Source organism: Bacteroides sp. 41_26 (assembly GCF_949740115.1).
GTDB lineage: Bacteria > Bacteroidota > Bacteroidia > Bacteroidales > Bacteroidaceae > Bacteroides > Bacteroides nordii.
In genome coordinates this window covers 20,917-45,410 of record NZ_CATJGZ010000132.1, presented here as the reverse complement: position 1 = coordinate 45,410, position 24,494 = coordinate 20,917, and the positions used below count along the sequence as shown (strand labels likewise).

Sequence of the window (24,494 nt, the reverse complement as noted above, 5' to 3'; positions counted from 1 at the left end):
AAGAGACGAACGGAGTTTTTCAACGTTTCTATCCAAGGCTCATCTTTCTGAATTGACGGAACTGCCACCAAAGCATAATCCCCGAAACAAGGCTCGCTGCCAGATCGGATACCGGCATGCTTACCCATACGCCTGTCTGCCCATAGTATTGCGGGAGAATAAGCAAACTGGGAATGAGGAATAACATCTGCCGGGTGAGCGACAAGAAAATAGCTTTGCCTGCCATACCGATACTCTGAAAGAAATTGGATGCAACCATCTGGAACCCCACAATAGGGAAGAACATCACGACAATACGGTATCCTTCTGCCGCAAGCTGTATAAGCTCGGCGTCAGAAGTAAAGATGGAGGCAAGCAGATCGGGGATAAACATGCCAAGCAGAAAACCGGTAGTGGTAACAATAGTCGCTCCTATAATAGTCAGTTTCAGTACGCGGGTGACACGCGGATATTGCCGGGCACCAAAGTTATAACCGGCAATGGGCTGCATCCCCTGGTTCAATCCTAACACAATCATTACAAAGACAAAAACCAGCCGGTTGACTATACCAAAGGCTCCGATAGCAAGGTCGCCTCCATGACGTTTCAGCCCCTGATTGATAAGAATCACAATAAAGCAGGAAGCGAGATTCATCAGGAAGGGAGACATGCCGATGGCAAGAGAATCGAATACGATCTTACGCTTCAGACGGAAAATGCCCCGGTGGAAATGTAGCAATTCGTTCTTATTACTAAATAACCTGAACTGCCACAACAACGAAATAACTTGTGCTACAATCGTAGCAATGGCAGCTCCGCGAATCCCCCAATCAAAGACAAAGATAAATACCGGATCGAGTATGGTATTAATGACTACTGTAGCAATAGTGGCATACATCGCTTTCTGAGGATGCCCCGCAGAACGAAGCACCGCGTTCAAACCCAGATAAAGATGGGTAATGACGTTGCCCAGCAGAATCACCTCCATATAATCACGGGCATACCCGATAGTAGCCTCACTCCCTCCGAAGAAGTAAAGGATGGGATCGAGAAACAGTAACGTGAGAACGGTAAATGCCAGACCGATTATGATATTCAGCACCAGCACATTGCCAAGAACCCGTTGGGCTGTGTCATAATCTTTCTGCCCGAGTTTCACAGAAACCAGCGTAGCTGCTCCTACCCCTACCAACGAACCGAAAGCGGCCGCAAGATTCATCAACGGGAAAGTCAGCGCAAGGCCGGAAATAGCCATACGTCCCACTCCATGCCCGATGAAGATACTGTCTACCATGTTATAAAGAGAAGATGCAGTCATTGCGATAATAGCCGGAATGGCATACTGCATCAAAAGTTTTCCAATCTTTTCAGTACCCAACGCTGTGGGTGCCTTTTGTCCTGTTGTCATACCTGTTTCTTATATTCAGGGTGCAAAAGTAGTGTTTTTCAAAGAGGTGTACAAACGGAAGTTCACTTTTTGAAACTACGTAAAAGAGGTTATGTCTGTTTCAGTCTCACCCGAGCAATTCGTCCATTTAACACTTGTCACAAGAAAGCACAAAACACTATCTTTATAACACAAATACCCATTATTTACTAACAACACCCGAATACAAAATAGTATAACCAGAGAATCCGCATGAATAATACGCGCAAGAATATGCAAATTATCGCACAATAAAAGAATATACATGCAACATTCCTGCATATAAAGCCTCCTTTTGCTACCGGCAAAACTTCTGTTCCCCACCGGGGAAGGCTCCGCTCCTCACCGAGGAACACCTCGTTCCTCACCGGGGAACAACTTCTTCCTCACCGAGGAGCAATCGAAAGAGCAAAAAAAGAACTTTCTGACGCCTTTTTCGCCTATCTGACACAACAAAAAGGTACACTCACCTCTGTCATAATGAAAGAAATAGCGGAGAAATACCGCACAATAGCCCTACTTTTTCATTCATAAAGAGACAAACACACCATTATGCATCAGATAACAAGCAAAACGAATACTCCTAATCACCCTACAATCGAAAAAATAGTACCCACCCTCCGGCACACCACAACCAGCGTCTTCCTACCCCTACTTATATACATTTTGTCAATTTGACAATCTGTAATCACCGGTTTTACCCCCTTTCATTCCCCCCTCCTACCCCCCTTCGGGCAAATTAGCAGCCGGTTCATGCCGTAATATTAAAAATGTTTCGTATTTTTGCCACCAAATATTGAGTTAATACGTAACGAAATGAACCTATTAGAACTAAGTGAACAGGAAATCATCCGACGCAACAGTCTGAATGAGCTTCGTGCGATGGGCATTGAGCCTTATCCCGCAGCAGAGTATGTAACCAATGCTTTCTCTACCGATATAAAACAGGAATTCAAAGACGAAGACGAACCCCGCATGGTATCCATAGCCGGACGTATGATGAGTCGCCGCATTATGGGCAAAGCATCTTTCATTGAATTGCAGGATTCCAAAGGACGTATACAGGTGTACATCACCCGTGACGACCTCTGCCCGGGAGAAGATAAAGAGATGTATAATAGCGTATTCAAACGCCTGCTCGACTTAGGTGACTTTATCGGAATCGAAGGTTTTGTATTTCGTACACAGATGGGCGAAATCAGTATCCATGCCAAAAAGCTGACTGTACTGGCCAAGTCTATCAAACCGTTACCTATTGTAAAATACAAAGATGGTGTGGCGTACGACTCTTTTGAAGATCCCGAACTGCGCTATCGCCAACGCTATGTAGACTTGATTGTGAACGAGGGTGTAAAAGAAACATTCCTGAAACGTGCCACCATCATCAGAACCATGCGTGCCATACTGGATGAAGCCGGATATACCGAAGTAGAAACTCCGACTCTACAATCTATCCCCGGTGGAGCAAGTGCCCGTCCCTTCATCACTCACCACAACTCCTTAGACATGGACCTCTACCTGCGCATCGCTACCGAACTTTATCTGAAGCGACTGATTGTAGGCGGATTTGAAGGTGTGTATGAAATCGGGAAAAACTTCCGTAACGAAGGTATGGACAAAAACCATAATCCTGAGTTTACCTGCATAGAGTTGTACGTACAATACAAAGACTACAACTGGATGATGAGTTTCACCGAAAAATTACTGGAACGCATTTGTATTGCAGTAAACGGAAGCCCGGAAACTACCATCGACGGCAAAACAATCAGTTTCAAAGCTCCATATCGCCGTCTGCCCATTCTCGATGCTATCAAAGAAAAAACCGGATACGACCTCAACGAAAAGAGCGAAGACGAAATCCGCCAGATATGCAAGGAGCTGAACATGGAAATTGACGATACAATGGGTAAAGGCAAGCTGATAGACGAAATCTTTGGCGAATTCTGCGAAGGAACGTTTATCCAGCCCACTTTCATCACCGACTATCCGGTAGAGATGAGCCCATTAACCAAAATGCACCGCAGCAAGCCAGGGTTGACCGAACGCTTCGAACTCATGGTAAACGGCAAAGAACTGGCCAATGCATACAGTGAGCTGAATGACCCGATCGATCAGGAAGAACGCTTCAAAGACCAACTGCAACTAAGCGAAAAAGGCGACGACGAAGCTATGTTCATCGATCAGGACTTCCTCAAAGCTCTGCAATATGGCATGCCTCCGACATCAGGTATCGGTATCGGTATCGACCGCCTGACTATGCTGATGACCGGAAAGCCTTTCATTCAGGAAGTGCTATTCTTCCCGCAGATGCGCCCGGAAAAGGTCATCAAAAAAGACCCGGATTCCAAATATACCGAATTAGGCATCCCTCAAGACTGGGTAGCAGTTATCCAAAAAGCCGGATACAACCTGGTAGAAGAGATGAAAGAAGTGAATCCGCAGAAGTTACATCAAGATATTTGCGGCATCAATAAGAAATATAAATTGGAATTGACCAATCCTTCCGTGAACGATGTCACCGAATGGATACAGAAACTTAATTAAAAATGAGAAATTAGAAATTAAACAGGGAGGGGCATCTCTCGCCTCCTCCCTTTAATTTTTAATCTTCAATCTTTAATTTCTACAATATGAAACTACCCGGTAAGATAGCGATAATGGGAGGCGGAAGCTGGGCCACAGCCATAGCCAAGATGTTCCTTGCACAAGAGGACTCTATCAATTGGTATATGCGCCGTGACGATCGTATAGCCGACTTTAAACGACTTGGACACAATCCGGCTTACCTCACTGGTGTGAAGTTTGACATGAAACGCATTAATTTCAGTTCAAACATCAATGACATCGTGAAGGAATCGGATACACTCGTCTTCGTCACCCCCTCCCCTTATTTGAAGACTCATCTCAAAAAGCTGAAAACACGCATAAGAGACAAGTTCATTATTACCGCTATCAAAGGAATTGTGCCCGACGACAATCTCATCGTATCGGAATACTTCACGAAAGAATACGGCGTTCCTCCCGAGAACATAGCAGTGTTGGCAGGTCCCTGCCACGCCGAAGAAGTAGCTTTGGAACGTCTTTCCTATCTGACCATTGCCTGTCCGGACACGGATAAAGCCCGCATCTTCGCCCGCAGGCTGGGAAGTAATTTTATAAAGACTTCCATTAGCGACGACGTATCAGGTATCGAATACAGTTCCGTACTAAAGAACGTATATGCCATTGCCGCCGGCATTTGCAGCGGATTAAAATACGGCGATAACTTCCAGGCTGTGCTTATCTCCAATGCCATACAGGAAATGAGACGATTTCTCGACACCGTACATCCATTGAACAGAAACGTAGACGAATCTGTTTATTTAGGGGATTTGTTGGTAACGGGATACTCTAATTTTAGCCGTAATCGTACGTTTGGTACCATGATCGGCAAAGGATATTCGGTGAAGAGCGCACAGATAGAGATGGAGATGATAGCAGAAGGATATTACGGTACGAAATGTATCAAAGAGATCAATAAACACCACCATGTGAATATGCCGATACTCGATGCAGTCTACAACATTCTGTACGAACGTATATCACCAATGATCGAGATCAAGTTGCTGACAGATTCATTTAGGTGAAAAGAAGTAGCTTAGTAGTAAGTAGTCAAGTAGTTAAGTAGTAAGTAGAAGATAGTACTTGCTACTTGTTGGCAAGTAAAACCATCTCCTACTTACTACTTGACTACTTACTACTAAATCACTACTAAAAGAATATTTAAAACATATACATTATGATTAGTTTGAACATTGAAAAGACTTTGGGATTTATCTCTAAAGAAAAGGTTTCTGCCTACGAAGCTCAGGTAAAAGCCGCACAAGAAACACTGGAAAACGGTACCGGTAAAGGAAATGATTTTCTGGGATGGCTGCACTTGCCTTCTTCTATCAGCCCGGAACATCTGGCCGATCTGAAAGCTACCGCACAGGTATTGCGTGACAATTGCGAAGTAGTGATCGTAGCCGGTATTGGTGGCAGCTATCTCGGAGCCCGCGCAGTTATCGAGGCATTGTCAAACAGCTTCACATGGTTACAGGACAAGAAAACCGCACCGGTTATCATCTACGCCGGACACAATATCGGCGAAGACTATCTGTATGAACTTACCGAATTCCTGAAAGACAAAAAATTCGGTGTTATCAATATCTCCAAATCAGGTACCACTACTGAAACCGCCCTTGCCTTCCGCCTTTTGAAAAAACAGTGCGAAGACCAGCGTGGCAAAGAGATGGCAAAGAAAGTGATTGTAGCCGTTACAGATGCTCAGAAAGGTGCAGCACGCATCACTGCCGACAAAGAAGGATACAAATCATTTATCATCCCCGACAATGTAGGCGGACGTTTCTCCGTACTGACTCCAGTAGGGTTGCTACCTATCGCAGTGGCCGGATTTGACATTGAAAAACTGGTAGCCGGTGCTGCCGATATGGAAAAGGCTTGCGCGCTGAACGTACCCTTTGCAGAGAATCCTGCTGCTCTCTACGCTGCCACCCGCAACGAACTGTATAAGAACGGTAAAAAGATCGAAATACTCGTAAACTTCAACCCCAAATTGCATTACATTGGCGAATGGTGGAAACAGCTTTACGGAGAATCAGAAGGAAAAGAAAACAAAGGTATCTTCCCGGCTGCCGTAGATTTTTCTACCGACCTTCACTCGATGGGACAATGGATCCAAGAAGGCGAACGTACCATCTTTGAAACCGTTATCTCTGTAGATAAAGTAAACCACAAACTGGAAGTACCTTCGGACGAAGCTAACCTGGATGGATTGAACTTCCTGGCAGGCAAACGCGTAGACGAAGTGAACAAAATGGCCGAACTTGGTACTCAATTGGCTCACGTAGACGGTGGTGTACCCAATATGCGCATTGTTCTTCCCGAATTGAGTGAATATAACATCGGCGGACTGTTCTACTTCTTTGAAAAAGCTTGTGGCATCAGCGGTTATCTGCTGGGTGTGAACCCATTCAATCAACCGGGCGTAGAAGCATACAAAAAGAACATGTTTGCGTTGTTGAATAAACCCGGATACGAAGAAGAATCAAAAGCGATACGAGCAAAGCTATAAATAAAAGGCTATAAATCAGAAAGGCGGAACTTTAAAAGTTCCGCCCTTTCTATTTATATACAGTTCAAAGATTACTTTTTCGTTTCCGTTTTCAATTCTATCTTTTCCTGAGCACTTTCACATTCAGCTTTCGAAGACAGGTAGAAAGCCAATATGGCATCCGCATCGGCCACTGTCTTTACACATACCTCTACCTTTAATTCGGTATACTGTATCCCATCTTTAAACGTAATAACACCATTCTCCGGCTTCGACAAATCCGATTCGGAAGAAACTCCACCCGGTAAATCAAACCCTTTTATACCAAGCTGTTCTGCTGCTTCCTTCACTATAAACGTATTCAGATCCTCTCCGTTTCCATCCAGTCTCAATGAAACAGTCATTTCATCGCCTACTTTCAAAGAAGGCATCGAAGCCATATCTTTACTATAATCCTTCGTATCATCTCCAATGAAAAACCCCGTTATTTCAATAACAGGGCTCTCTGCCGAGCCAGAACACGAAACTAACAGCGGTAATAATAATGATACAAGAAGTAGCTTTTTCATGTTATGTAGTTCTCTTGATTATGCCACAAAAATACATAATATATCCGAATATGCAAAAAAAGCGTAACTTTGTAGCACAAAAAATCAATAGGTATCAAAGATATGTCTCAGAAAGAAATACACTTAAAAGCCGTACTATTCGATATGGACGGCGTTCTGTTTAATTCCATGCCCTATCATGCAGAAGCCTGGCATAAAGTAATGCAAGCCCACGGGTTCAATCTCAGTCGCGAAGAAGCCTATCTGCACGAAGGTCGTACCGGAGCCGGAACAATCAACATTGTCAGCCAGCGTCAACTGGGTCGGGAAGCCACTCCGGACGAAATAGAAAACATTTATCACGAAAAGAGTGAAGAGTTCAACAAATTCCCCGAACCCGAACCGATGCCGGGAGCCTGGGAGTTATTGCAAAAAATAAAAGAAGCCGGATTAATTCCTATGGTAGTTACCGGTTCTGGACAGCGATCACTACTGGACCGCTTGGAACACAATTTCCCCAACACATTCCACCCGGAATTGATGGTGACAGCTTTCGACGTAAAACACGGCAAACCACATCCTGAGCCCTACCTGATGGCTCTCGAAAAAGGTGGTTTCAATGCCAACGAAGCAATAGTCATAGAAAATGCTCCACTCGGCGTACAGGCAGGGGTAGCAGCCGGTATCTTCACAATAGCAGTCAATACAGGCCCGCTGGATAACAAAGTATTACTGGATGCCGGTGCAAATGCTCTGTATCCTTCCATGCAAGCTCTTTGTGACGGATGGGCCACCTTTACCAACAGCTTACAAGGAAATAAAAAAGCAGATGAAAAGCGCAAATGAACCGTAGAACAATAGTAGAACATTTGCTTCATACATAAAAATAAAAGGCTGTGCTTATTAAAAAGCACAGCCTTAAAGTAGCCCCGAAGGGAATCAAACCCTTATCTTAGGTACCGGAAACCTACATTCTATTCGTTGAACTACAGAGCCGGGTTGCATTTGCGACGACAAAAATAGATAAAAACTTCTTATCTTCCTAATCTTTCAGACATTTTTTCATTCTTCTTTCTATCCCCGCCTCCGAAAATGTGTTATTTTGAAACCGACATCAAGGAAATCTTTATCATATTGACATTCTTTTAGACGAAAAGCAATACATATTATAGATATTATTCCTATCTTTGTCGACAATTAACATATAATAAACCTATGAGTTATCTTATAAAACCTCAAAATTACAAACCTCTTCTTGACCTGAAGCAGACGGAACTTGGCATCAAACAGATAAAAGAGTTCTTCCAGATGAATCTATCGTCAGAACTGCGCTTGCGTCGTGTCACCGCTCCCCTCTTTGTACTCAAAGGGATGGGAATCAACGATGACCTGAACGGGGTGGAACGTCCTGTATCCTTCCCTATCAAGGATCTGGAAGATGCACAGGCCGAAGTTGTACACTCACTTGCCAAATGGAAAAGGTTAACACTTGCCGACTATCATATTGAACCCGGATATGGTATCTATACAGATATGAACGCCATACGTTCAGATGAAGAATTAGGCAACCTGCACTCATTATATGTAGATCAATGGGACTGGGAACGCGTCATGACAGCAGAAGAGCGTAACGTGGAATTTCTCAAGGAAATCGTAAATCGCATATACGCCGCAATGATCCGCACCGAATATATGGTATACGAAATGTATCCGCAAATAAAACCTTGCCTGCCGCAAAAGTTACACTTCATTCATGCAGAAGAACTCCGCCAGCTATATCCCACCCTGGAACCTAAATGCCGTGAGCATGCTATCTGCCAGAAGTACGGTGCTGTATTTATCATCGGTATCGGTTGCAAACTTGGTGACGGGAAGAAGCATGACGGACGCGCACCCGACTATGACGATTATACCACAAAAGGACTCAATGACTTACCGGGGTTAAACGGGGATCTTATGTTATGGGACGATGTTTTACAACGTTCTATAGAATTATCCTCTATGGGTATCCGCGTTGACAAAGAAGCTTTGCTACGTCAGGTAAAAGAAGAAAAACAAGAGCAACGCCTCGAACTTTATTTCCATAAACGCCTGCTGGACGACACTTTACCCCTGTCTATCGGTGGTGGTATCGGTCAATCACGCCTGTGCATGTTCTACCTCCGCAAAGCTCATATCGGAGAAATCCAGGCAAGTATCTGGCCCGAAGACATGAGAAAAGAATGTGAAGCATTTGACATACACCTTATATAAAAGCATCTCATACTATGAATGTACAAATAGAAGAGAGTTGGAAAGCTCACCTCCAACCCGAATTTGAAAAAGACTATTTCCGTACACTGACAGAATTCGTGAAAAGTGAATACAGTCAATACGCCATCTACCCTCCGGGAAAGTTGATTTTTAATGCTTTTAATCTCTGTCCGTTCGACAAAGTAAAAGTAGTTATTATCGGACAAGATCCTTATCACGGCCCCGGACAGGCACATGGCCTTTGTTTTTCTGTGAACGACGGAGTACCCTTCCCGCCATCATTGATCAATATCTTTAAAGAGATAAAAGCAGATATCGGTACCGACGCTCCTACTACCGGAAATCTAACACGATGGGCCGAACAAGGAGTGCTACTACTCAATGCCACCCTGACTGTACGTGCCCATCAAGCCGGTTCACATCAACGACGTGGCTGGGAAGAATTTACGGACGCTGCTATTCGTGCATTAGCCGAAGAGCGGGAACATCTTGTTTTTATTCTTTGGGGAGGTTATGCACAACGCAAAGGGGCGTTCATTGACCGTAATAAACACCTCGTGCTCAGTTCTGCACATCCCTCACCCCTATCTGCCTACAATGGTTTCTTCGGAAACAAGCATTTCAGTAGAGCTAATGAATACTTAAAGACATACGGAGAAACAGAAATCGTTTGGTGACGACTTTGTCTAAAATTATAAGTTGAGAGTTGAAAATTGCCGTACAGCATAATAGCACAGCAATCTTCAACTCTCAATTTTTACTTTCCTGAGAACCATAACTTCCGTTCTCAATCCGTTAACTGATATACCCTATCTTTTTCCACCTCTCTTCTCCAATCAGGCCGCACAGAACAAGCAATAATGCATAAATATACACTCAAGAATTGACGTTTTAGACTATTTAACACTACACTATCACACAAAAGATAGCTTTACCGATGCTTTAGAACATATTATAAAGATGTTTTAATAACCATTTGTTATTATTACAATGTTTCTTCATAAACAAAATTGTTATTTTCATATTTATTAATATATTTGCATTCAGAAATGGCATAATATACAAAATTAAACCTCAAGAAACTTATGATTAAAAAATTAATGTTATTATTAACATGTTTGCTGGCTGGCACAAACATAATAATAGCGCAAACCTCCAAAGTAACGGGCGTAGTAATCTCTGAAGAGGATAATTTACCGGTCGTTGGTGCCTCCGTTTCAATTATTGGTACTGATATGGGGACCATTACTGACATAGATGGCAACTTCACTTTATCAAACATTCCAAGCGCTGCACATAAAATACGAATATCATTCATCGGTCTGGCAACATACGAAGGTGAAATCAAACCCAACATGAAAGTTATCCTAAAATCGGATTCACAATTGGTTGATGAGGTTGTAGTAATCGGATATGGCACGGGCAAAAAATTAGGTTCGGTAGTAGGTTCAGTTTCTACGGTTAATAACAAAGTATTAGAAGCAAAACCAACTATGAATTTTGCAGATGCACTCCAGGGACAAGTTGCTGGTATGCAGGTATTCACTTCTTCGGGAGAACCTACAGCCACTTCTTCGATGCGAGTACGTGGATACACCTCCCTCAATGCAGGAACTTCACCTTTATATATATTAGACGGTGCACCGGTTTCAAATGACGTTTTCACTTCTCTCAATCCAAATGATATAGAAAATGTAACAGTATTGAAAGACGCCTCTTCAACCTCTATCTACGGTGCACGTGCAGCCAATGGAGTTGTCTATATTACAACCAAGAAAGGGAAAATGAGTGAAAAGGCAAATATTACGATTCGCGGACAATACGGAATCTCCCAATTACCAGATTTCAAAAAGGACATGATGAATGCACAGGAATTTATTCAGTTCAAATTAATGTGTGACCATTCTCTGGCTAATAATGCACAGTTTCAGGCTGATAAAGCCAAGATAGAAAAATATGGTTTAAGTATGGATTGGGCCGACTATGTATTGAGAGATAACACTCCAACCTATTCTATAGATGCGAACATAAGCGGTGCTTCAGGTTCTACAAATTATTATGTAAGTGCAGGTCATTTTGATCAGGAAGGAACCTCATTCCAATCGGGCATGACTCGCGAGAACTTCAGGGTTAATCTCAATACTAAATTAAAAGACTGGTTAAAGTTTGGAGTAAACTCCGCCATTTCCTATCAGGATTACGCAACCACTCTGGGTATCAGAGACAACAATGAAGGCGCCTGGGTTAATTCACCACTTATATTGGCACGTACAGGCCGCCCTATCGATTTTCCTTATGAAATCATAGAGAACGAAAATGGAACATGGTCACGCGGAGAAGATTTACTATACTTACCGGGAACAGGATATACTAACCCAATGATGATTTTCCGGAATTCATCTATCAAGAATGAACGAATTTTAGGTAACCTAAACACATTCATTGAACTAACTCCACTAAAAGGACTGACCATAAAAGGAGCACAGGCTTTTGAAGGATATATATATAAATACAGAGGAGTAAACTACCCTTGGGAAGATAATGAATTCAACGGAAATGTCTCTGAGCAGTTTCAAAGAGCAAGCAACTGGACTTTCACCAACACAGTTGAATATAAACATACATTTGCAAAGAAACATTTCGTGACGTTACTAGCGGGACAAGAATCAATCATACACAATGCAGATGGTTTCTCTGCTTCAGGCAAAGGTATTGAGGACAAACGACTGACTCAATTATCCGCCATTTCGGCTTCATCGGCAAAAGTTGACGGTGCACGTTCCGAGTACGTATTCAATTCCTATTTTTTCCGTGGAGAATATAACTATGACGAAAGATACTATCTGGATGCTTCATTCCGTAGAGATGGCTCTTCACGTTTCAGCAAAGACCATCGCTGGGCTTCTTTCTTCTCTGTTGGAGCCATGTATAATATCAAAAACGAAGCTTTCCTTAAGGACACAAAATGGTTGAATGATTTACGGCTAAAAGTCAGTTATGGAACCACTGGAAATTCAGAAATCGGAAACTATGCTTCCTTAGGTATGGTAGCTGGTAGTGGTAAATATAACTATAATAATCAAAGTGGCTGGGTAATTGGTACAGTTGGCAACTCCGATTTGACATGGGAAACTTTGAAAAACTTTTCAACAGGTATATCTACCCGGGTATTCGATCGTTTGGATTTCAGTATTGAATACTATCGAAAGAAAACTGTTGATATGCTAATGGACGTACCCTTCTCACTCACTACCGGACATTCCACCGGTATGGGAAATGTAGGTACTCTCTTGAATACCGGAGTTGACCTGAATATGAATCTTGACCTTTTGAACACCAACAACTTCAGATGGAGCGTATATGCCAATTTCAACTATAATAAAACCAAAATTGAATCTCTGTTCAATGGGCTGGACGAACTGGCATTTCCACAATATGGTTTGAAATACCAGGTAGGACATGATCCCAATGAGTATTACTCAGTGCTATGTGCCGGAGTAGATCCCAGAGACGGTTCGCTCATGTACTACGACTTAAATGGTAATAAAACCAAGACATTCACCATGGACAACATGCAATTTACCGGAAAGAAAATGTTTGCTCCTTGTAGTGGTGGTTTCGGAACATCTTTGGGCTGGAAAGGAATAACCATGATGATAGATTTTTCATGGATAGGTGAAAGATACCTCATTAACAACGATCGCTTCTTTACAGAAAATCCAACCAATTCAAATATGGTTAACATGAATAAACGCATGCTCAGCATGTGGCAAAAACCTGGTGACATCACTGATGTACCGCGCTATGGCACTGCAAGCGAGAATTTACTTCGCACCAATTACTTTTTAGAGAATGCAGCGTTTGTCCGTTTAAAAAACCTGACTATAGCTTATGAATTACCCAAAAACATATTGAAGAAAACCAAAATCATAGAAGGAGTCAGAGTATTTGCTACCGGACGTAATCTACTCACATTCACCCAATTCTCTGGTATAGATCCGGAAATTGATTCGAACCTGGCATTAGGAGACTATCCCAACTCAAGGCAATACACAATAGGACTGGAAGTTAAATTTTAAAGAACTACAAATATATGAAAACATTAAAGTCAATTATATTAACCTCTATCTTAACACTAACACTGGTATCCTGTGATATGGACAAGTATCCTTATGACAAGATCCCTTTAGATAGTGCTGCCAAGTCATTTGCTGATTGCCAGAAATTGCGCACAGGGATGTACCGCGACTTGCGGATCATCGGAGTTTCAGTCAATGCACTGGCATCTGAAATACAAGCGGATGGCTTTATTCCGCTCTCTTACTTTGGCAATCAACTCGGAGCCATCTACCGTTGGGAAGCAAACGCCTCAGAAAGTACTTTTTCTACTGTATGGAGTAATTGCTACGTCACTATTGCCCAATGTAATTTACTCATTAAAAGCATAGAAAAACTTCAGGAGGAAGATATATTTGAGGTAAGTGAGCAACCAATAATAAAAAACTATCTCGGAGAAGCATATCTGATCCGTGCTATTGCTTACTCTCAGTTAGCTGAAAAATTCTGTGCAGCTTATGACCCGACTACTGCAGGAAACCAATATGGTATCCCCTTGGTAGACGAATATACTCCAACATCCGATAACACTAAATATCCTTCACGTGCTACTTTAGCTGCAACCTATGACTTTATCAAAGAAGATATCAGGTTGGCCAAAGAAAACCTAAGTGCTAAAGGAGCGCAATCATCGGAATACCTGACAGTAGATGCCCTAAGCGCATTCGAAGCACGAATAGCCTTACTAACCAAAGACTACGACACCGCCATTGAAAGCTCCGAAAGCTTACTTAAAAGTGCACGGTATCCACTCATCAATAATGAAGCGAAACTCAAAGAGATGTGGAAAAATGATATTACTACGGAAGTAATCTGCCAACTATTCTGTTCTAAACAAGAATTGGCTCCTACTATTGGAAACTACTTCCTGGACGATATCAACGACAAACCGGTATTCCTCCCTTCTAAAGATATCATCAACTCGTTCAGAGAGAAAGATATACGCATCAACTGTTATTTTGCTTTCAAAGAGATAGCTTTCTCAACAAATCAAAAACAGAGATTAATAGTCTTCACTAAATATCCCGGAAATCCGGAAATGTATGAAGGGGTTAATAACTATGTGAATAAACCCAAAATTTTCCGTATTGCTGAACAATATCTTATCACAGCCGAGGCCTATTACCTGAGAGGAGAAGCGGGTGACGAATCAATGGCATATGATATATTATTTGAGTTAATGTCAGCTCGTGATGCCTCCATCCAATATGCACCGGTGACAGGATTGACCCTCAGAAATCTAATCCGTGCCGAACGCGAACGTGAGTTATTCGGCGAAGGATTCCGTCTTGTTGATTTAAAACGATACGGTGAAGAGTTCAGACGTCAAACACCTCAATCAGTACAACTATCCTATGAACTAGCTTTAGATCTGAATGTGAAAACGGATAACATACGTTGGGTATGGCCTATCCCTAAAGCGGAGATAGATGCTAATCCTCAAATTAAGAACCAACAAAACCCAGGTTACTAATCTCAACACATAAAATGAAACTGTTATGAATTATTTCAAATTACTAACCATATTCCTCTTATCATTTACTATGATTGCTTGTAGTAGTGATGAAGATTTTAATACCAAAGAAGCTACTGTTGAATTTCAATCGGCTGAAATTGAGGTAAAAGAGCTTACCTCCATCCTTAATCTGCCCATCGTAGTAAAAGGAGAGCGTAACGGACTCATAAAAGTACACGTTATCCTGAAAGAAAACAATAGTGGCTTTGAAAGTGAAAAAGCGATCCTCATAACGGAAGACCACCTATCCATTCCGATGCGAACAGAGTCAGTAAATGTGGAAACCCTTCTTTCAATAGCCAATGAGCAGATAGTGCAGAACCGTTCTTTTTCAATAGCAATTGCAGATGTAGAAGGGGCAACTGCCGGTTCAATAAATACGTGCAAAATTAATATAGTAGAAAACAGTCCTATAGAAGGAAAATACTCGATGGAAGGAAAAAGCCAGCTTCCGACTCCAACCGGAGTAACGGGCTATGCATGTACTCTTACTTCTGTAGACAATACCTTCCAACAGATATATTTAGACTTTGGACATGGTGGAGCTGCTATCGCAGATGTAGAAGAAACAGAAAATGAAGGAGAGTATAAATTGACTATTATAGCCAGCCAACCTGTAGGAATGTATAGTGATAACAGAGTCGAACTCACTCACAAACAGATATCAGGTGGTATGTGGGTTAAAACCTCCGACCCTATAACAGGTATTTACAAAGACAAGGTAATCAGCTTCGAAGTTGGTCATGCTCTCGGTTTAGAAATTCCGGCTTTAAACAGCTGGTTAGGTCTTGTAGGCAGTTACACTGATGACAATGGAAAATCGGTTCCATTAAAGTTCATTAAACAATAAATAGATTACTCACAATTAAAAAACATGCGCTTATGAAAAGATTATTACTTTTGTTGGCATTGCAATCAACAGCACTGGTAGCAATGGCCGAAGAGCCGGCAAAGCACCTCTTCTATGAAGACTTTGCAGCTGAAGAGAATTTCACCAATAATTGGGTGGTACTTGATAATAATAATGACAAATCAACCTGGCTGAATGACAGAGACAGTAACCCCGACGCTGATGGCGGAATAGGAATAGCAAGGTATCAGTATAACAGCAAGAATGCAGCAGATGATTATCTCACTACAAAAAATCCTGTTACCCTGAAGGCCGGAGCTAATTGTATCTCTTTTTACTATCGCACATCATCGTCAACTAATTATCCGGAAAGATTTGAAGTACTCTATGGAAAATCAAGTGACGTTTCCACAATGACGGTCATAGCGTCTTTGATAGACAAAAAATCCAAAGAATGGGTTGCCAGTATCAACGACTTTGAAGTAGCAGAAGCCGGAGACTATTACTTCTCTTTTCACGCTATATCAGAAAAGAATAAAGGAAGTATCTATATAGATAATATAGCTATTGATGAAGGTAGTTTTAATGGAGTTCCGGACATTGCTTTGGAAAATCTGATACTTCCTCCTTCCGATTGTACATTGGGAAGTAGCCCTATCAAAGTAACTGTCAAAAACTTAGGAACAGGACCTATCAACGGTTTCAGCCTATATTATGAACTGGAAGATGAAGATATCAAAGTAACACAAGAATTTACCGACATAATAGCTGTAGATGCTTCATTGGATGTTACTTTTACCACACCTGTTGATTTTTCATCTGTAGATCAAGGATACAATATAAAAGTAGTAGCTCAGTGTGCAGGGCAAACGAATTTTGCCAATGATACGGTGGCTGGTCGTGTTATCAATCTGTCACCTGCCCTATTACCGTTTGAATCTAACTTCGAGAAAGCCATTGATCTGCTAAACTGGAATCCTATAACCCCTAATGGTTGGATTTATAAGTCCGGAGCTTATAAAGCAGAAGTACCTTCTTCTTTATTATCCAGATGTATTCATATGGAACCGGGTAACTATCGTCTCAGCTTCAATTACAGTGCAGGAAGCGAACTGCTTATCGGAGGTATAAAATATGACCTGTTTAACATTACATTTGGAAAGAGTGGAAGTGATATGGCTAACTGGAGCGAATTAGGGAAATTCAAAGAATTTACTAATTATACTACAGTTAAGAAAGATATAACATTTACTGTAACCGAAGAAGGTAACTACGGTATCAGCTTCAACGCAACCGAATTATCTTATCTTGAGATATTCAGCATCAGCGTAAGTAAGATTTTGGAACATGATATTAAGGTAGAATCAATCACCAGCGAAGAGAAATACCCAAGAATGATTCCTCAATTCCACATCAAAAATACAGCACAGAAGTTTGAAGTAACTGTTGCAAACTATGGACAACAGGTTGAAAACAACATCAAACTGAACGTGAAAGCTTATGATGATGTTTTAGCAACTACCACCATCCCGACCCTGGCTGTAGGAGAAACGAAGAAGGAAACCTTCAATTTCAATCTGGATAATATAGTAAGCAGTAAAGAGCAAGTACCTGCTTTCTCTGTCGAAGCTAGCATTGCTCAGGATGATGACCTTGTAAACAATACAGCTCAGCTTACAACGATTGTAACCGATTCTATTTATGCCTGGGATAACCCAACCGATTTCAAATTTGGTGTAGGTAGTGGTAGCGGTCCCGTTGCATTTGGTGCAGCATTCACTATACTGAAAGAGGACGTATTAACCTCACTCAGCCTTGGTTTCATGCTTAAAGAAGAACAAGCCAACGATAAAATCACCCTGAACGTATATAAAATAAACACTAATAATAACTCAGAGATAGGAGCAACGATGGTTACTAAATCTGTACTCAGAGGTAAAGGTGGAGAAGAAATCGTTTACAAACTCCCTGAAACAAATCTTGCTCCCGGTAAATATATGTTTGAGGTAAAACAAGAAAGTGCAGTGAACATGGGATTAGTATGTGACCAATCAAAAGATGGATTAATTGCAGCATCCAAAAATGGATTCATGAGTGAACTACCTGGTTATGGTGCTCCTTATATCCGTCCAAACTTTGGCAAGAATGCTCCTACTGGTATTAAAAATGATACTACTGTGAAAGCAGAATTATCACTTTATCCAAACCCTGCAAGCGAGCTGGTCAACATCAAGACCAATGGAAACCAGATTAAAAATATTACGATCCATAATCTACTCGGACAAACTGTACTTACTGCTACAGGTAATGAAACATCTGAACAGAGTATGAATATCAGTACACTTAGTTCAGGAACTTATCTGGTTGTAATTGCTACCGATGCAAAAACAGAAACAGTAAAACTGATTGTAAAATAGAAATATTCTATAAATAAAAAGATCAAAGCCAACTAGTCATCGAACTAGTTGGCTTTTTTATTTCTTTAAAGTTCTATGGAATATATACTTAAAAGCAGAGGGAGGTTTTTAATACCACTGTATATTACTCTGCGTCTGACTTCTTTGCTCCCACTTTAAATCCTGCAAGATACTTGCATTAGCACTGATCTTAAAGTTATAGTATTTCCAACGTCCAAAAGGAGAGAGACTTGCTGACATATTGAAACAGTGTAAGTCACGGGAAATAGTCATTGACGTCTGAGTTACTTCTTTCGCCTGAAAATCGTAACCGGTATTAAAAGACACCTGCCAGTTATTTGAAAGCTTGATATTACCGGAAGCATTAATATTGTGCGTATAAGTAAACGGATAACGCATTGAATGCACATTAATAGGCTTACTCTGATCTTCACGAATATTAAATGAATAGTTCACACTCAAAGACCATGGCATCTTGAACACCTGATAACCATCAGCGTCCGCCTGTGCCTTCTCCACTTTTTTTGTGGTTCCGGTATCATTTCCGGCATCCATATCTTCGCTGTCTTCCCCATTCTGATCCTTGTCTTTATCCTTCTGATCCTTGTCGTCTTTAGGCCCAAACCATTTCTTCCAAGTTTCATTATTGAAGGTATAATTAAATGAAGATCCCCAACCGGAGAAACGTCCGAAACGTCCGTAAGACCATTCTGTACGATCACCAGTCACAACCCTGCCCTCTTTATCAAACGTATAGGCATATGTAGCAAACGTAGAATTCAGATTGAAAGTATAGTTCTTTGTCAGTTTTAAGCGTAGACGCAAAGTAAGGTCACTCCACGGTCTCTTCTCAGCAGCCATATTATAAGAAATATAACCTCCTAATTCATCAATCAGACTTATCTTTTTAATAGAGTCATTCCGGTCCTTAAACTTCATCTCTATATTGTTCGACAAATCAAAAGTCACTGTCCCCTGTTTCTCACGTGGCGCTGTACCGAACTGCTGACTGGTATAAGGAGAAAAATACGACATGTTTCCATTGGCATCTTCATGTTCCTGCCAATACTTCCCAAAACCCGGCGCACCGCTCACACTCACCTGCGGAGTAACAACATGACGAATCTGTATCTCTTTCTTCTTCATAAAAAGAGGCTTATACATACCATAAAGTTTCGTACTCAATCCCAAAGAGAAATTATAATTGGACACGCGATTAAATCCATAAATAGTATCGGTAGCCACCCATTGACGCTTTTCCTCATCATAATAATTATCAGTCTTATGGGTATACCAGCGTTCTGTGTAATTGAATGACGGGGTCAGATTGAAATATTTGAAAAGAGTAAATGTAGCACTTACTGGTATGGTGTGCTGCATAGCATTTTTCCAATCCTTTACCAGATTTGATTTAAACAACCGATCATCTTTAGTTGTAATAGAATTTGTCAAACGACCGGTATATTGAAATGAAATCTTTTCATACCAACGCTCTGCACCTGTTGCTTTTTTCCTCTTGAACGGAAAACGGCGGGTCAATGAAATGTTAAGGTCAGGTAATGTTACCGCAATAGAAGAATCCTTCATTGTTTGCGCTATATTGGCAGTACCCGAAAGTGTCAGACCGATATCCGGAAAAGTGCGTGAGTAACTGACGCTTGATGTTTTGGTATTCTGTGTCAATAACTGCGAATTATACAAGTTACCGATATTGGTACGTTCGTAACTACTGGTTGAGAAGTTTACACTTGCCGAAAAAGTAGCATTGGGGTTTGCTTTAGGATCCTGCCGATGACTCCATACAATCTTAAAGTCTTTTGATACCGAATAGTCCGGCATATTCTTATCTCCCGTCTTCGTCACTTGATAATCGGCCATCAAAGAACCGGAAAACTTATAACGCATGTTGTAATTCGTCTCCAGCCCCAGCCTCCACGAACCTTTCGTAAAGATATCACCTGTTACTTTCAAATCCATCAAATCACTGATAGCAAAGTAATATCCTCCATCCGATAGACCAAATCCACGGGCAGAATCATCAAGAACAGTAGGCATAATAAACCCGGAAGAATAACTGCTGGAAAAGGGAAAGAAGAAAAAGGGTACAGCCAATGGTAACGGTACATCTTCCACCACCAGATAAGCGGGCCCCGTTACCACATTCTTTTTCGGACGGACTTTAGCTTTTGTTAGTTGAAGATAAAAGTGAGGATGATCATGATGATCACAGGTAGTATACCTACCATTCTGCATAAACAGCTCATCATCAGCACCTTTTTTCGCATTATTACCGGTTACATATCCTTCACCTTGCTGACTGACAACGTTATTAATATATCCTTTTTTACTCTTAAAATTGTAGCGGATAGCCTCGGTGTCATAAGAAGTATCACCGTCTTTAAAAACAGGTTTTCCGGTTTCTACTCCCAGTGAATCTTTCACACCACGAGCATACACCGTACTACTATCCATATTCATAGTGATAATTTGTGCTCCCAGCTCTACCTTCTGATAGTTCACTTTTCCATCTCCGTAAAGGTGAGCATATCCTCCTTCTTCAAAAACAATGGAATCGTTTGCCGAATAGATCACCGGAGCATCCAGCGGTTGTTTCTTAATGGGTTTAGCAACAACTGAATCTGTTCTTACCGAGTCAGTCGTCAAAGAATCTGCATTCAGAGCTGCCGGAGGGTTAAATGTCTCTACACCTCCTTCTACTCCCCTGTTTCGGCGACGTTGAGACATGGCCTCATCAGGAAGCACCAGTAAGACAAACAGTAGTATAAATGATATTAATGTATTTGCTTTCAATGGCGTCATTAACTAATAGTTTACGCTTGAAGGGGCAAAAGTACACAATCTTCATCAATTATACATCGGAATCTCTCTTTTTAATTATTTTTTAGTGCTACAAGAATAGCTCACACCAGCGATTGAAACGGCTCAGTCCCTCCTCTCCATACTTCGCAATACTTTTCCGGGCACCTTCTACCGTTTTTTCTCTGTCAAGATGAGTCTTTGAGTAGAATTTATCCGCAAAACATATTACCTGTTCTTCCATACTCACAGGAAGCATTTCGCGATGAGGAATCGGAAGCTGTTGACGAATAATTTCCTTCAATGAAAGCCCGGCACCCGTATGCCTTTCACATACCAAAGCATGTAACGGAAAACCTTCTTTACGCATTAAATCCGCTCCCAGATAACCATGGCAGATGTAAGGTTCTGTTCCAAAACAATAAATAGGAGCAGCATCCGTCAGAAAAATACCAAGATCATGAAGCATGCCTGCTTCATAAAGAAATGTTTCATCAAGATTTAACTCCGGATGCCGCGCAGCTATCCACAGTGCTTTGTCGGCCACCGACTGGCTGTGTACTAATAAAATATGTTTCAATTCATTATCCTGCGGATAGTATTTATCAATTATATCAATCGGATTCATAACTTCACCTATTATAACTTGTAATAATCAATACAAATAGATATTTTTGTGCAATATTACTAAAAAATACCGAGATGCACCGAAAAATAATCTTCATTCTCACCAGCCTGTTTATCGGCATTAGCACCCTCTTTGCAGAAGGCACTCTCGTTACCGGAGCAGAACGTACCGAAGAATACCTGCCACTGTTGAAAGGGAAACGGGTAGGAATGGTAGTTAACCACACCTCCATTGTTGGTGAAGAACAAACCTGCCTGCTCGATACCCTTTTACAACTAAACATTAATGTAGTGAAAGTGTTCGCCCCGGAACACGGCTTCCGTGGCAATGCTGACGCAGGTGAAACGATAAAAGACGGAAAAGACAGTCGGACAGGAACTCCCCTCATCTCACTCTATGGGAATAATAAAAAGCCTACCATGCAACAATTGCAGGATATAGATATTATTATATTCGACATACAAGATGTAGGAGCACGATTCTATACCTATATCAGTACAATGTTTTATGTAATGGAGGCTTGCGCTGAGAATGGGAAAGAGATGATTGTACTTGATCGGCCCAATCCTTGCGACTATATAGATGGCCCCATTCTTCGTCCTGCTTTCCGTAGTTTTGTAGGTATATTGCCTATCCCTATACTCCACGGTTGTACCATTGGCGAACTGGCTCTCATGATAAATGGTGAAGGGTGGATAAATAAAACCCCGGACGCTTGCCGGTTGACAGTCATTCCCATGACGGGCTGGGAACACGGCCAACCTTATTCTCTTCCCATTAAGCCCTCGCCTAATCTGCCCAATGATCAGGCTATACGGTTATACGCTTCTCTCTGTCCGTTTGAAGCAACCCGTATCAGTGTGGGGCGGGGTACAACCTTCCCATTTCAGGTGCTCGGTGCACCGGATAAAAAGTATGGTGACTTTACATTCACTCCGCATTCACTACCCGGTTTTGACAAGAATCCCATGCACAAAGACCAACTGTGTTATGGAGAAGATTTAAGAAGAGTTGCCAATATAGATGGATTCACTCTACGTTACTTCCTGCGCTTTTACTGGAAATCAAATGCCGGGAGCGCATTCTTCGACCGGGCACGCTGGTTCGATCTTCTAATGGGTACAGATACTGTACGTAAAGAGATTTTAGCAGGAAAAAGTGAAACAGAAATACGGGCAGGATGGAAGACGGAACTGCAAAAGTACAAAGAAATGCGGGAAAAGTATCTACTATATTGATTCGGAACACGAATGTTTCATCTTGTTTCAATCCTTTGAGAAAATATTCTCAACGCATTGAAACTAAATTCTCACCGTATTGAGAAATCTTTCTCAATAGGTTGAAACAAAATTCTCAACTTAATGAAACAAAGCGAAACCTTAAAGGACAGCATATACTCCCTCCCATCAAACAATTAATAAACAACAATTATAGACACATAGCAATATGGAAACAATTCAAATACAATACTATCAATCCATATGCGGGAAGTTAATACTTGGATCTTTTGAAGAGAAGCTCTGCATGTGCGATTGGATGAATGAGGAACGTAGAGCAGTAATTGACAAACGACTACAGAACACACTACATGCTAAATATGAAATAGGAAATTCTGAAATAATAACGGAAGCAATGGCGCAATTAGATGAATATTTCTCTCGAAAAAGAACTGCATTTGATATTCCATTAGCCTTTATCGGAACAGACTTTCAAAAAGCCGTATGGAATGAATTACTTAATATTCCTTACGGAACAACCATATCTTACGCAAAACTATCGCAAAGATTAAACAATCCTAAGGCCATCCGTGCAGTAGCAGCAGCCAATGGTGCAAATCCCATTTCCATATTTGTCCCTTGCCACCGTGTTATTGGCAGCAATCACAAATTAACCGGATATGGTGGTGGGCTAGCAGCCAAAAAGATATTATTAGAATTAGAAGCAGGCATAAAACACCTACTGTAAGAGAATAACAAAAAAACTAAGAAAGCTTGGATAACGATTTATCAATCGTCCTTAATGCCCTTTTAATGATATATTTTGTTTCTATCGTGTCGCTTTCTTTCTCCCATCGTTTACAAAGTTCTCTCACAAATTCAGGTTGTGTCTTGCTTGCATCGTTCAACCAATTCCCAACGCTGTTCTGAACATACTTGGATTTATCGGATTTTAATGGTTCTAATATAGATAATCCTAATTTAGGATTTTGTTTCAAAACCTCAATATGTTCACACCAAACACCTCGTGGCCTGGTTGCTTCACTTGCAAACCGTCTTATGTTTTCATCACTATCCATTGCCCATGTAGACAATATCGCAATGCTTTCAGATAGATTTCGTATAATACTTTTCCTCACATCAGCCCAAGCACACTCTCTAACATTAAAATGTCTGTCTGTAGCAAATGGTCTTATTTCCTGAAGCATTTGCCCAATACCCAATTCTGTGTTTTTTCCTATAATGTAAGTTGCCCAGCATCTAACTATATCCGATTGATGCGTTGAAATAATATATAAAAGTTCGCTGTCATTATGAACCTTTATCTGTTCAAAAATCCCTGTTGCAATTATTTCATAAACTGTTTTTGGAGTTCGTTTTTCCAGCTTATCTATCTGATTCAAAATCGGTTGTACATATTTCCCCCTGCAGCATTGGCCTAACAGGTTCTCGAGCAATTTCATCCGATCTACCCCAAGATACTCCACCAAGTTGGCCGATTCTATTTCGCCATGATTCAGTTGATTCAATACATCTTCAGGAATATCTTTGATAGATCTTGCTCCTTTCCTTTTAATTTCTGCCATTCTGATTTTTTTAGATTTTCATCGGTTTGAATTAACCGATTGATGA

The 24,494-nt window shown here is 41.2% G+C and carries 17 protein-coding genes and 1 tRNA gene; 12 read left to right on the top strand and 6 right to left on the bottom strand.

Annotation, left to right across the window (positions count from 1 at the left end; all coding sequences use genetic code 11):
• Positions 1 to 28 precede the first annotated feature (28 nt).
• Positions 29 to 1,387 carry an MATE family efflux transporter gene (locus QX565_RS19905; protein WP_289294096.1) on the bottom strand — a complete coding sequence of 453 codons (1,359 nt, stop codon included), beginning with the start codon at positions 1,385 to 1,387 and terminating at the stop codon, positions 29 to 31.
• Positions 1,388 to 2,221: 834 nt separating this feature from the next.
• Here QX565_RS19905 and lysS point away from each other — a divergent pair.
• The 3 genes from lysS to QX565_RS19890 all read left to right on the top strand — a co-directional run bounded on the left by lysS (position 2,222) and on the right by QX565_RS19890 (position 6,521).
• The gene (lysS, locus tag QX565_RS19900; protein WP_044095590.1) at positions 2,222 to 3,949 is read left to right on the top strand and encodes a lysine--tRNA ligase; all 1,728 of its coding nucleotides are present in this window, start codon (positions 2,222 to 2,224) and stop codon (positions 3,947 to 3,949) included.
• Between the two features lie 86 nt (positions 3,950 to 4,035).
• Positions 4,036 to 5,031 (top strand): NAD(P)H-dependent glycerol-3-phosphate dehydrogenase, encoded by a 996-nt coding sequence (locus QX565_RS19895; RefSeq protein ID WP_002562504.1) that lies wholly within the window; start codon positions 4,036 to 4,038, stop codon positions 5,029 to 5,031.
• A 152-nt stretch (positions 5,032 to 5,183) separates the two neighbouring features.
• Positions 5,184 to 6,521 carry a glucose-6-phosphate isomerase gene (locus QX565_RS19890; protein WP_195350742.1) on the top strand — a complete coding sequence of 446 codons (1,338 nt, stop codon included), beginning with the start codon at positions 5,184 to 5,186 and terminating at the stop codon, positions 6,519 to 6,521.
• Between the two features lie 71 nt (positions 6,522 to 6,592).
• Here QX565_RS19890 and QX565_RS19885 read toward each other — a convergent pair whose 3' ends face one another.
• On the bottom strand, positions 6,593 to 7,069 hold the full coding sequence (locus tag QX565_RS19885; protein ID WP_025866719.1) for a DUF5035 family protein: 477 nt from the start codon (positions 7,067 to 7,069) through the stop codon (positions 6,593 to 6,595).
• 102 nt (positions 7,070 to 7,171) lie between these two features.
• Here QX565_RS19885 and QX565_RS19880 point away from each other — a divergent pair, with 102 nt between their 5' ends.
• The gene (locus QX565_RS19880) at positions 7,172 to 7,894 is read left to right on the top strand and encodes an inorganic diphosphatase (protein WP_289294094.1); all 723 of its coding nucleotides are present in this window, start codon (positions 7,172 to 7,174) and stop codon (positions 7,892 to 7,894) included.
• Between the two features lie 78 nt (positions 7,895 to 7,972).
• On the opposite strand, the gene QX565_RS19875 is transcribed toward QX565_RS19880, so the two are convergent.
• A tRNA-Arg gene (locus QX565_RS19875) sits at positions 7,973 to 8,044 on the bottom strand.
• A 219-nt stretch (positions 8,045 to 8,263) separates the two neighbouring features.
• Here QX565_RS19875 and asnA point away from each other — a divergent pair.
• The 6 genes from asnA (at position 8,264) to QX565_RS19845 (ending at position 18,200) form a co-directional block, all read left to right on the top strand.
• Positions 8,264 to 9,301, top strand: coding sequence for an aspartate--ammonia ligase (gene asnA, locus QX565_RS19870; RefSeq protein ID WP_007486978.1), 1,038 nt, complete (start codon positions 8,264 to 8,266; stop codon positions 9,299 to 9,301).
• Positions 9,302 to 9,315: 14 nt separating this feature from the next.
• Positions 9,316 to 9,978 carry a uracil-DNA glycosylase gene (locus tag QX565_RS19865; RefSeq protein ID WP_221649538.1) on the top strand — a complete coding sequence of 221 codons (663 nt, stop codon included), beginning with the start codon at positions 9,316 to 9,318 and terminating at the stop codon, positions 9,976 to 9,978.
• Positions 9,979 to 10,386: 408 nt separating this feature from the next.
• The gene (locus tag QX565_RS19860; RefSeq protein WP_289294091.1) at positions 10,387 to 13,380 is read left to right on the top strand and encodes a SusC/RagA family TonB-linked outer membrane protein; all 2,994 of its coding nucleotides are present in this window, start codon (positions 10,387 to 10,389) and stop codon (positions 13,378 to 13,380) included.
• 14 nt (positions 13,381 to 13,394) lie between these two features.
• A complete protein-coding gene (locus QX565_RS19855; protein WP_289294089.1) occupies positions 13,395 to 14,891 on the top strand; it encodes a RagB/SusD family nutrient uptake outer membrane protein in 1,497 nt (498 codons plus the stop codon).
• Between the two features lie 25 nt (positions 14,892 to 14,916).
• Positions 14,917 to 15,783 (top strand): hypothetical protein, encoded by an 867-nt coding sequence (locus QX565_RS19850; RefSeq protein ID WP_221649535.1) that lies wholly within the window; start codon positions 14,917 to 14,919, stop codon positions 15,781 to 15,783.
• A gap of 32 nt (positions 15,784 to 15,815) precedes the next feature.
• Positions 15,816 to 18,200, top strand: coding sequence for a T9SS-dependent choice-of-anchor J family protein (locus QX565_RS19845; RefSeq protein ID WP_221649534.1), 2,385 nt, complete (start codon positions 15,816 to 15,818; stop codon positions 18,198 to 18,200).
• 108 nt (positions 18,201 to 18,308) lie between these two features.
• On the opposite strand, the gene QX565_RS19840 is transcribed toward QX565_RS19845, so the two are convergent.
• Complete coding sequence (locus QX565_RS19840) at positions 18,309 to 21,020, bottom strand: putative LPS assembly protein LptD (protein WP_289294086.1); 2,712 nt, start codon at positions 21,018 to 21,020, stop codon at positions 18,309 to 18,311.
• Between the two features lie 88 nt (positions 21,021 to 21,108).
• Positions 21,109 to 21,645 (bottom strand): HD domain-containing protein, encoded by a 537-nt coding sequence (locus QX565_RS19835; protein WP_221649532.1) that lies wholly within the window; start codon positions 21,643 to 21,645, stop codon positions 21,109 to 21,111.
• A gap of 74 nt (positions 21,646 to 21,719) precedes the next feature.
• On the opposite strand from QX565_RS19835, the gene QX565_RS19830 reads away from it, so the two are divergent.
• Complete coding sequence (locus QX565_RS19830; RefSeq protein WP_289294084.1) at positions 21,720 to 22,883, top strand: exo-beta-N-acetylmuramidase NamZ family protein; 1,164 nt, start codon at positions 21,720 to 21,722, stop codon at positions 22,881 to 22,883.
• A gap of 208 nt (positions 22,884 to 23,091) precedes the next feature.
• The gene (locus tag QX565_RS19825) at positions 23,092 to 23,610 is read left to right on the top strand and encodes a methylated-DNA--[protein]-cysteine S-methyltransferase (RefSeq protein ID WP_289294083.1); all 519 of its coding nucleotides are present in this window, start codon (positions 23,092 to 23,094) and stop codon (positions 23,608 to 23,610) included.
• Positions 23,611 to 23,626: 16 nt separating this feature from the next.
• Here the strand turns inward: QX565_RS19825 and QX565_RS19820 are convergent, their stop codons facing one another.
• On the bottom strand, positions 23,627 to 24,448 hold the full coding sequence (locus QX565_RS19820) for a DNA alkylation repair protein (protein ID WP_221649529.1): 822 nt from the start codon (positions 24,446 to 24,448) through the stop codon (positions 23,627 to 23,629).
• Positions 24,449 to 24,494 lie beyond the last annotated feature (46 nt).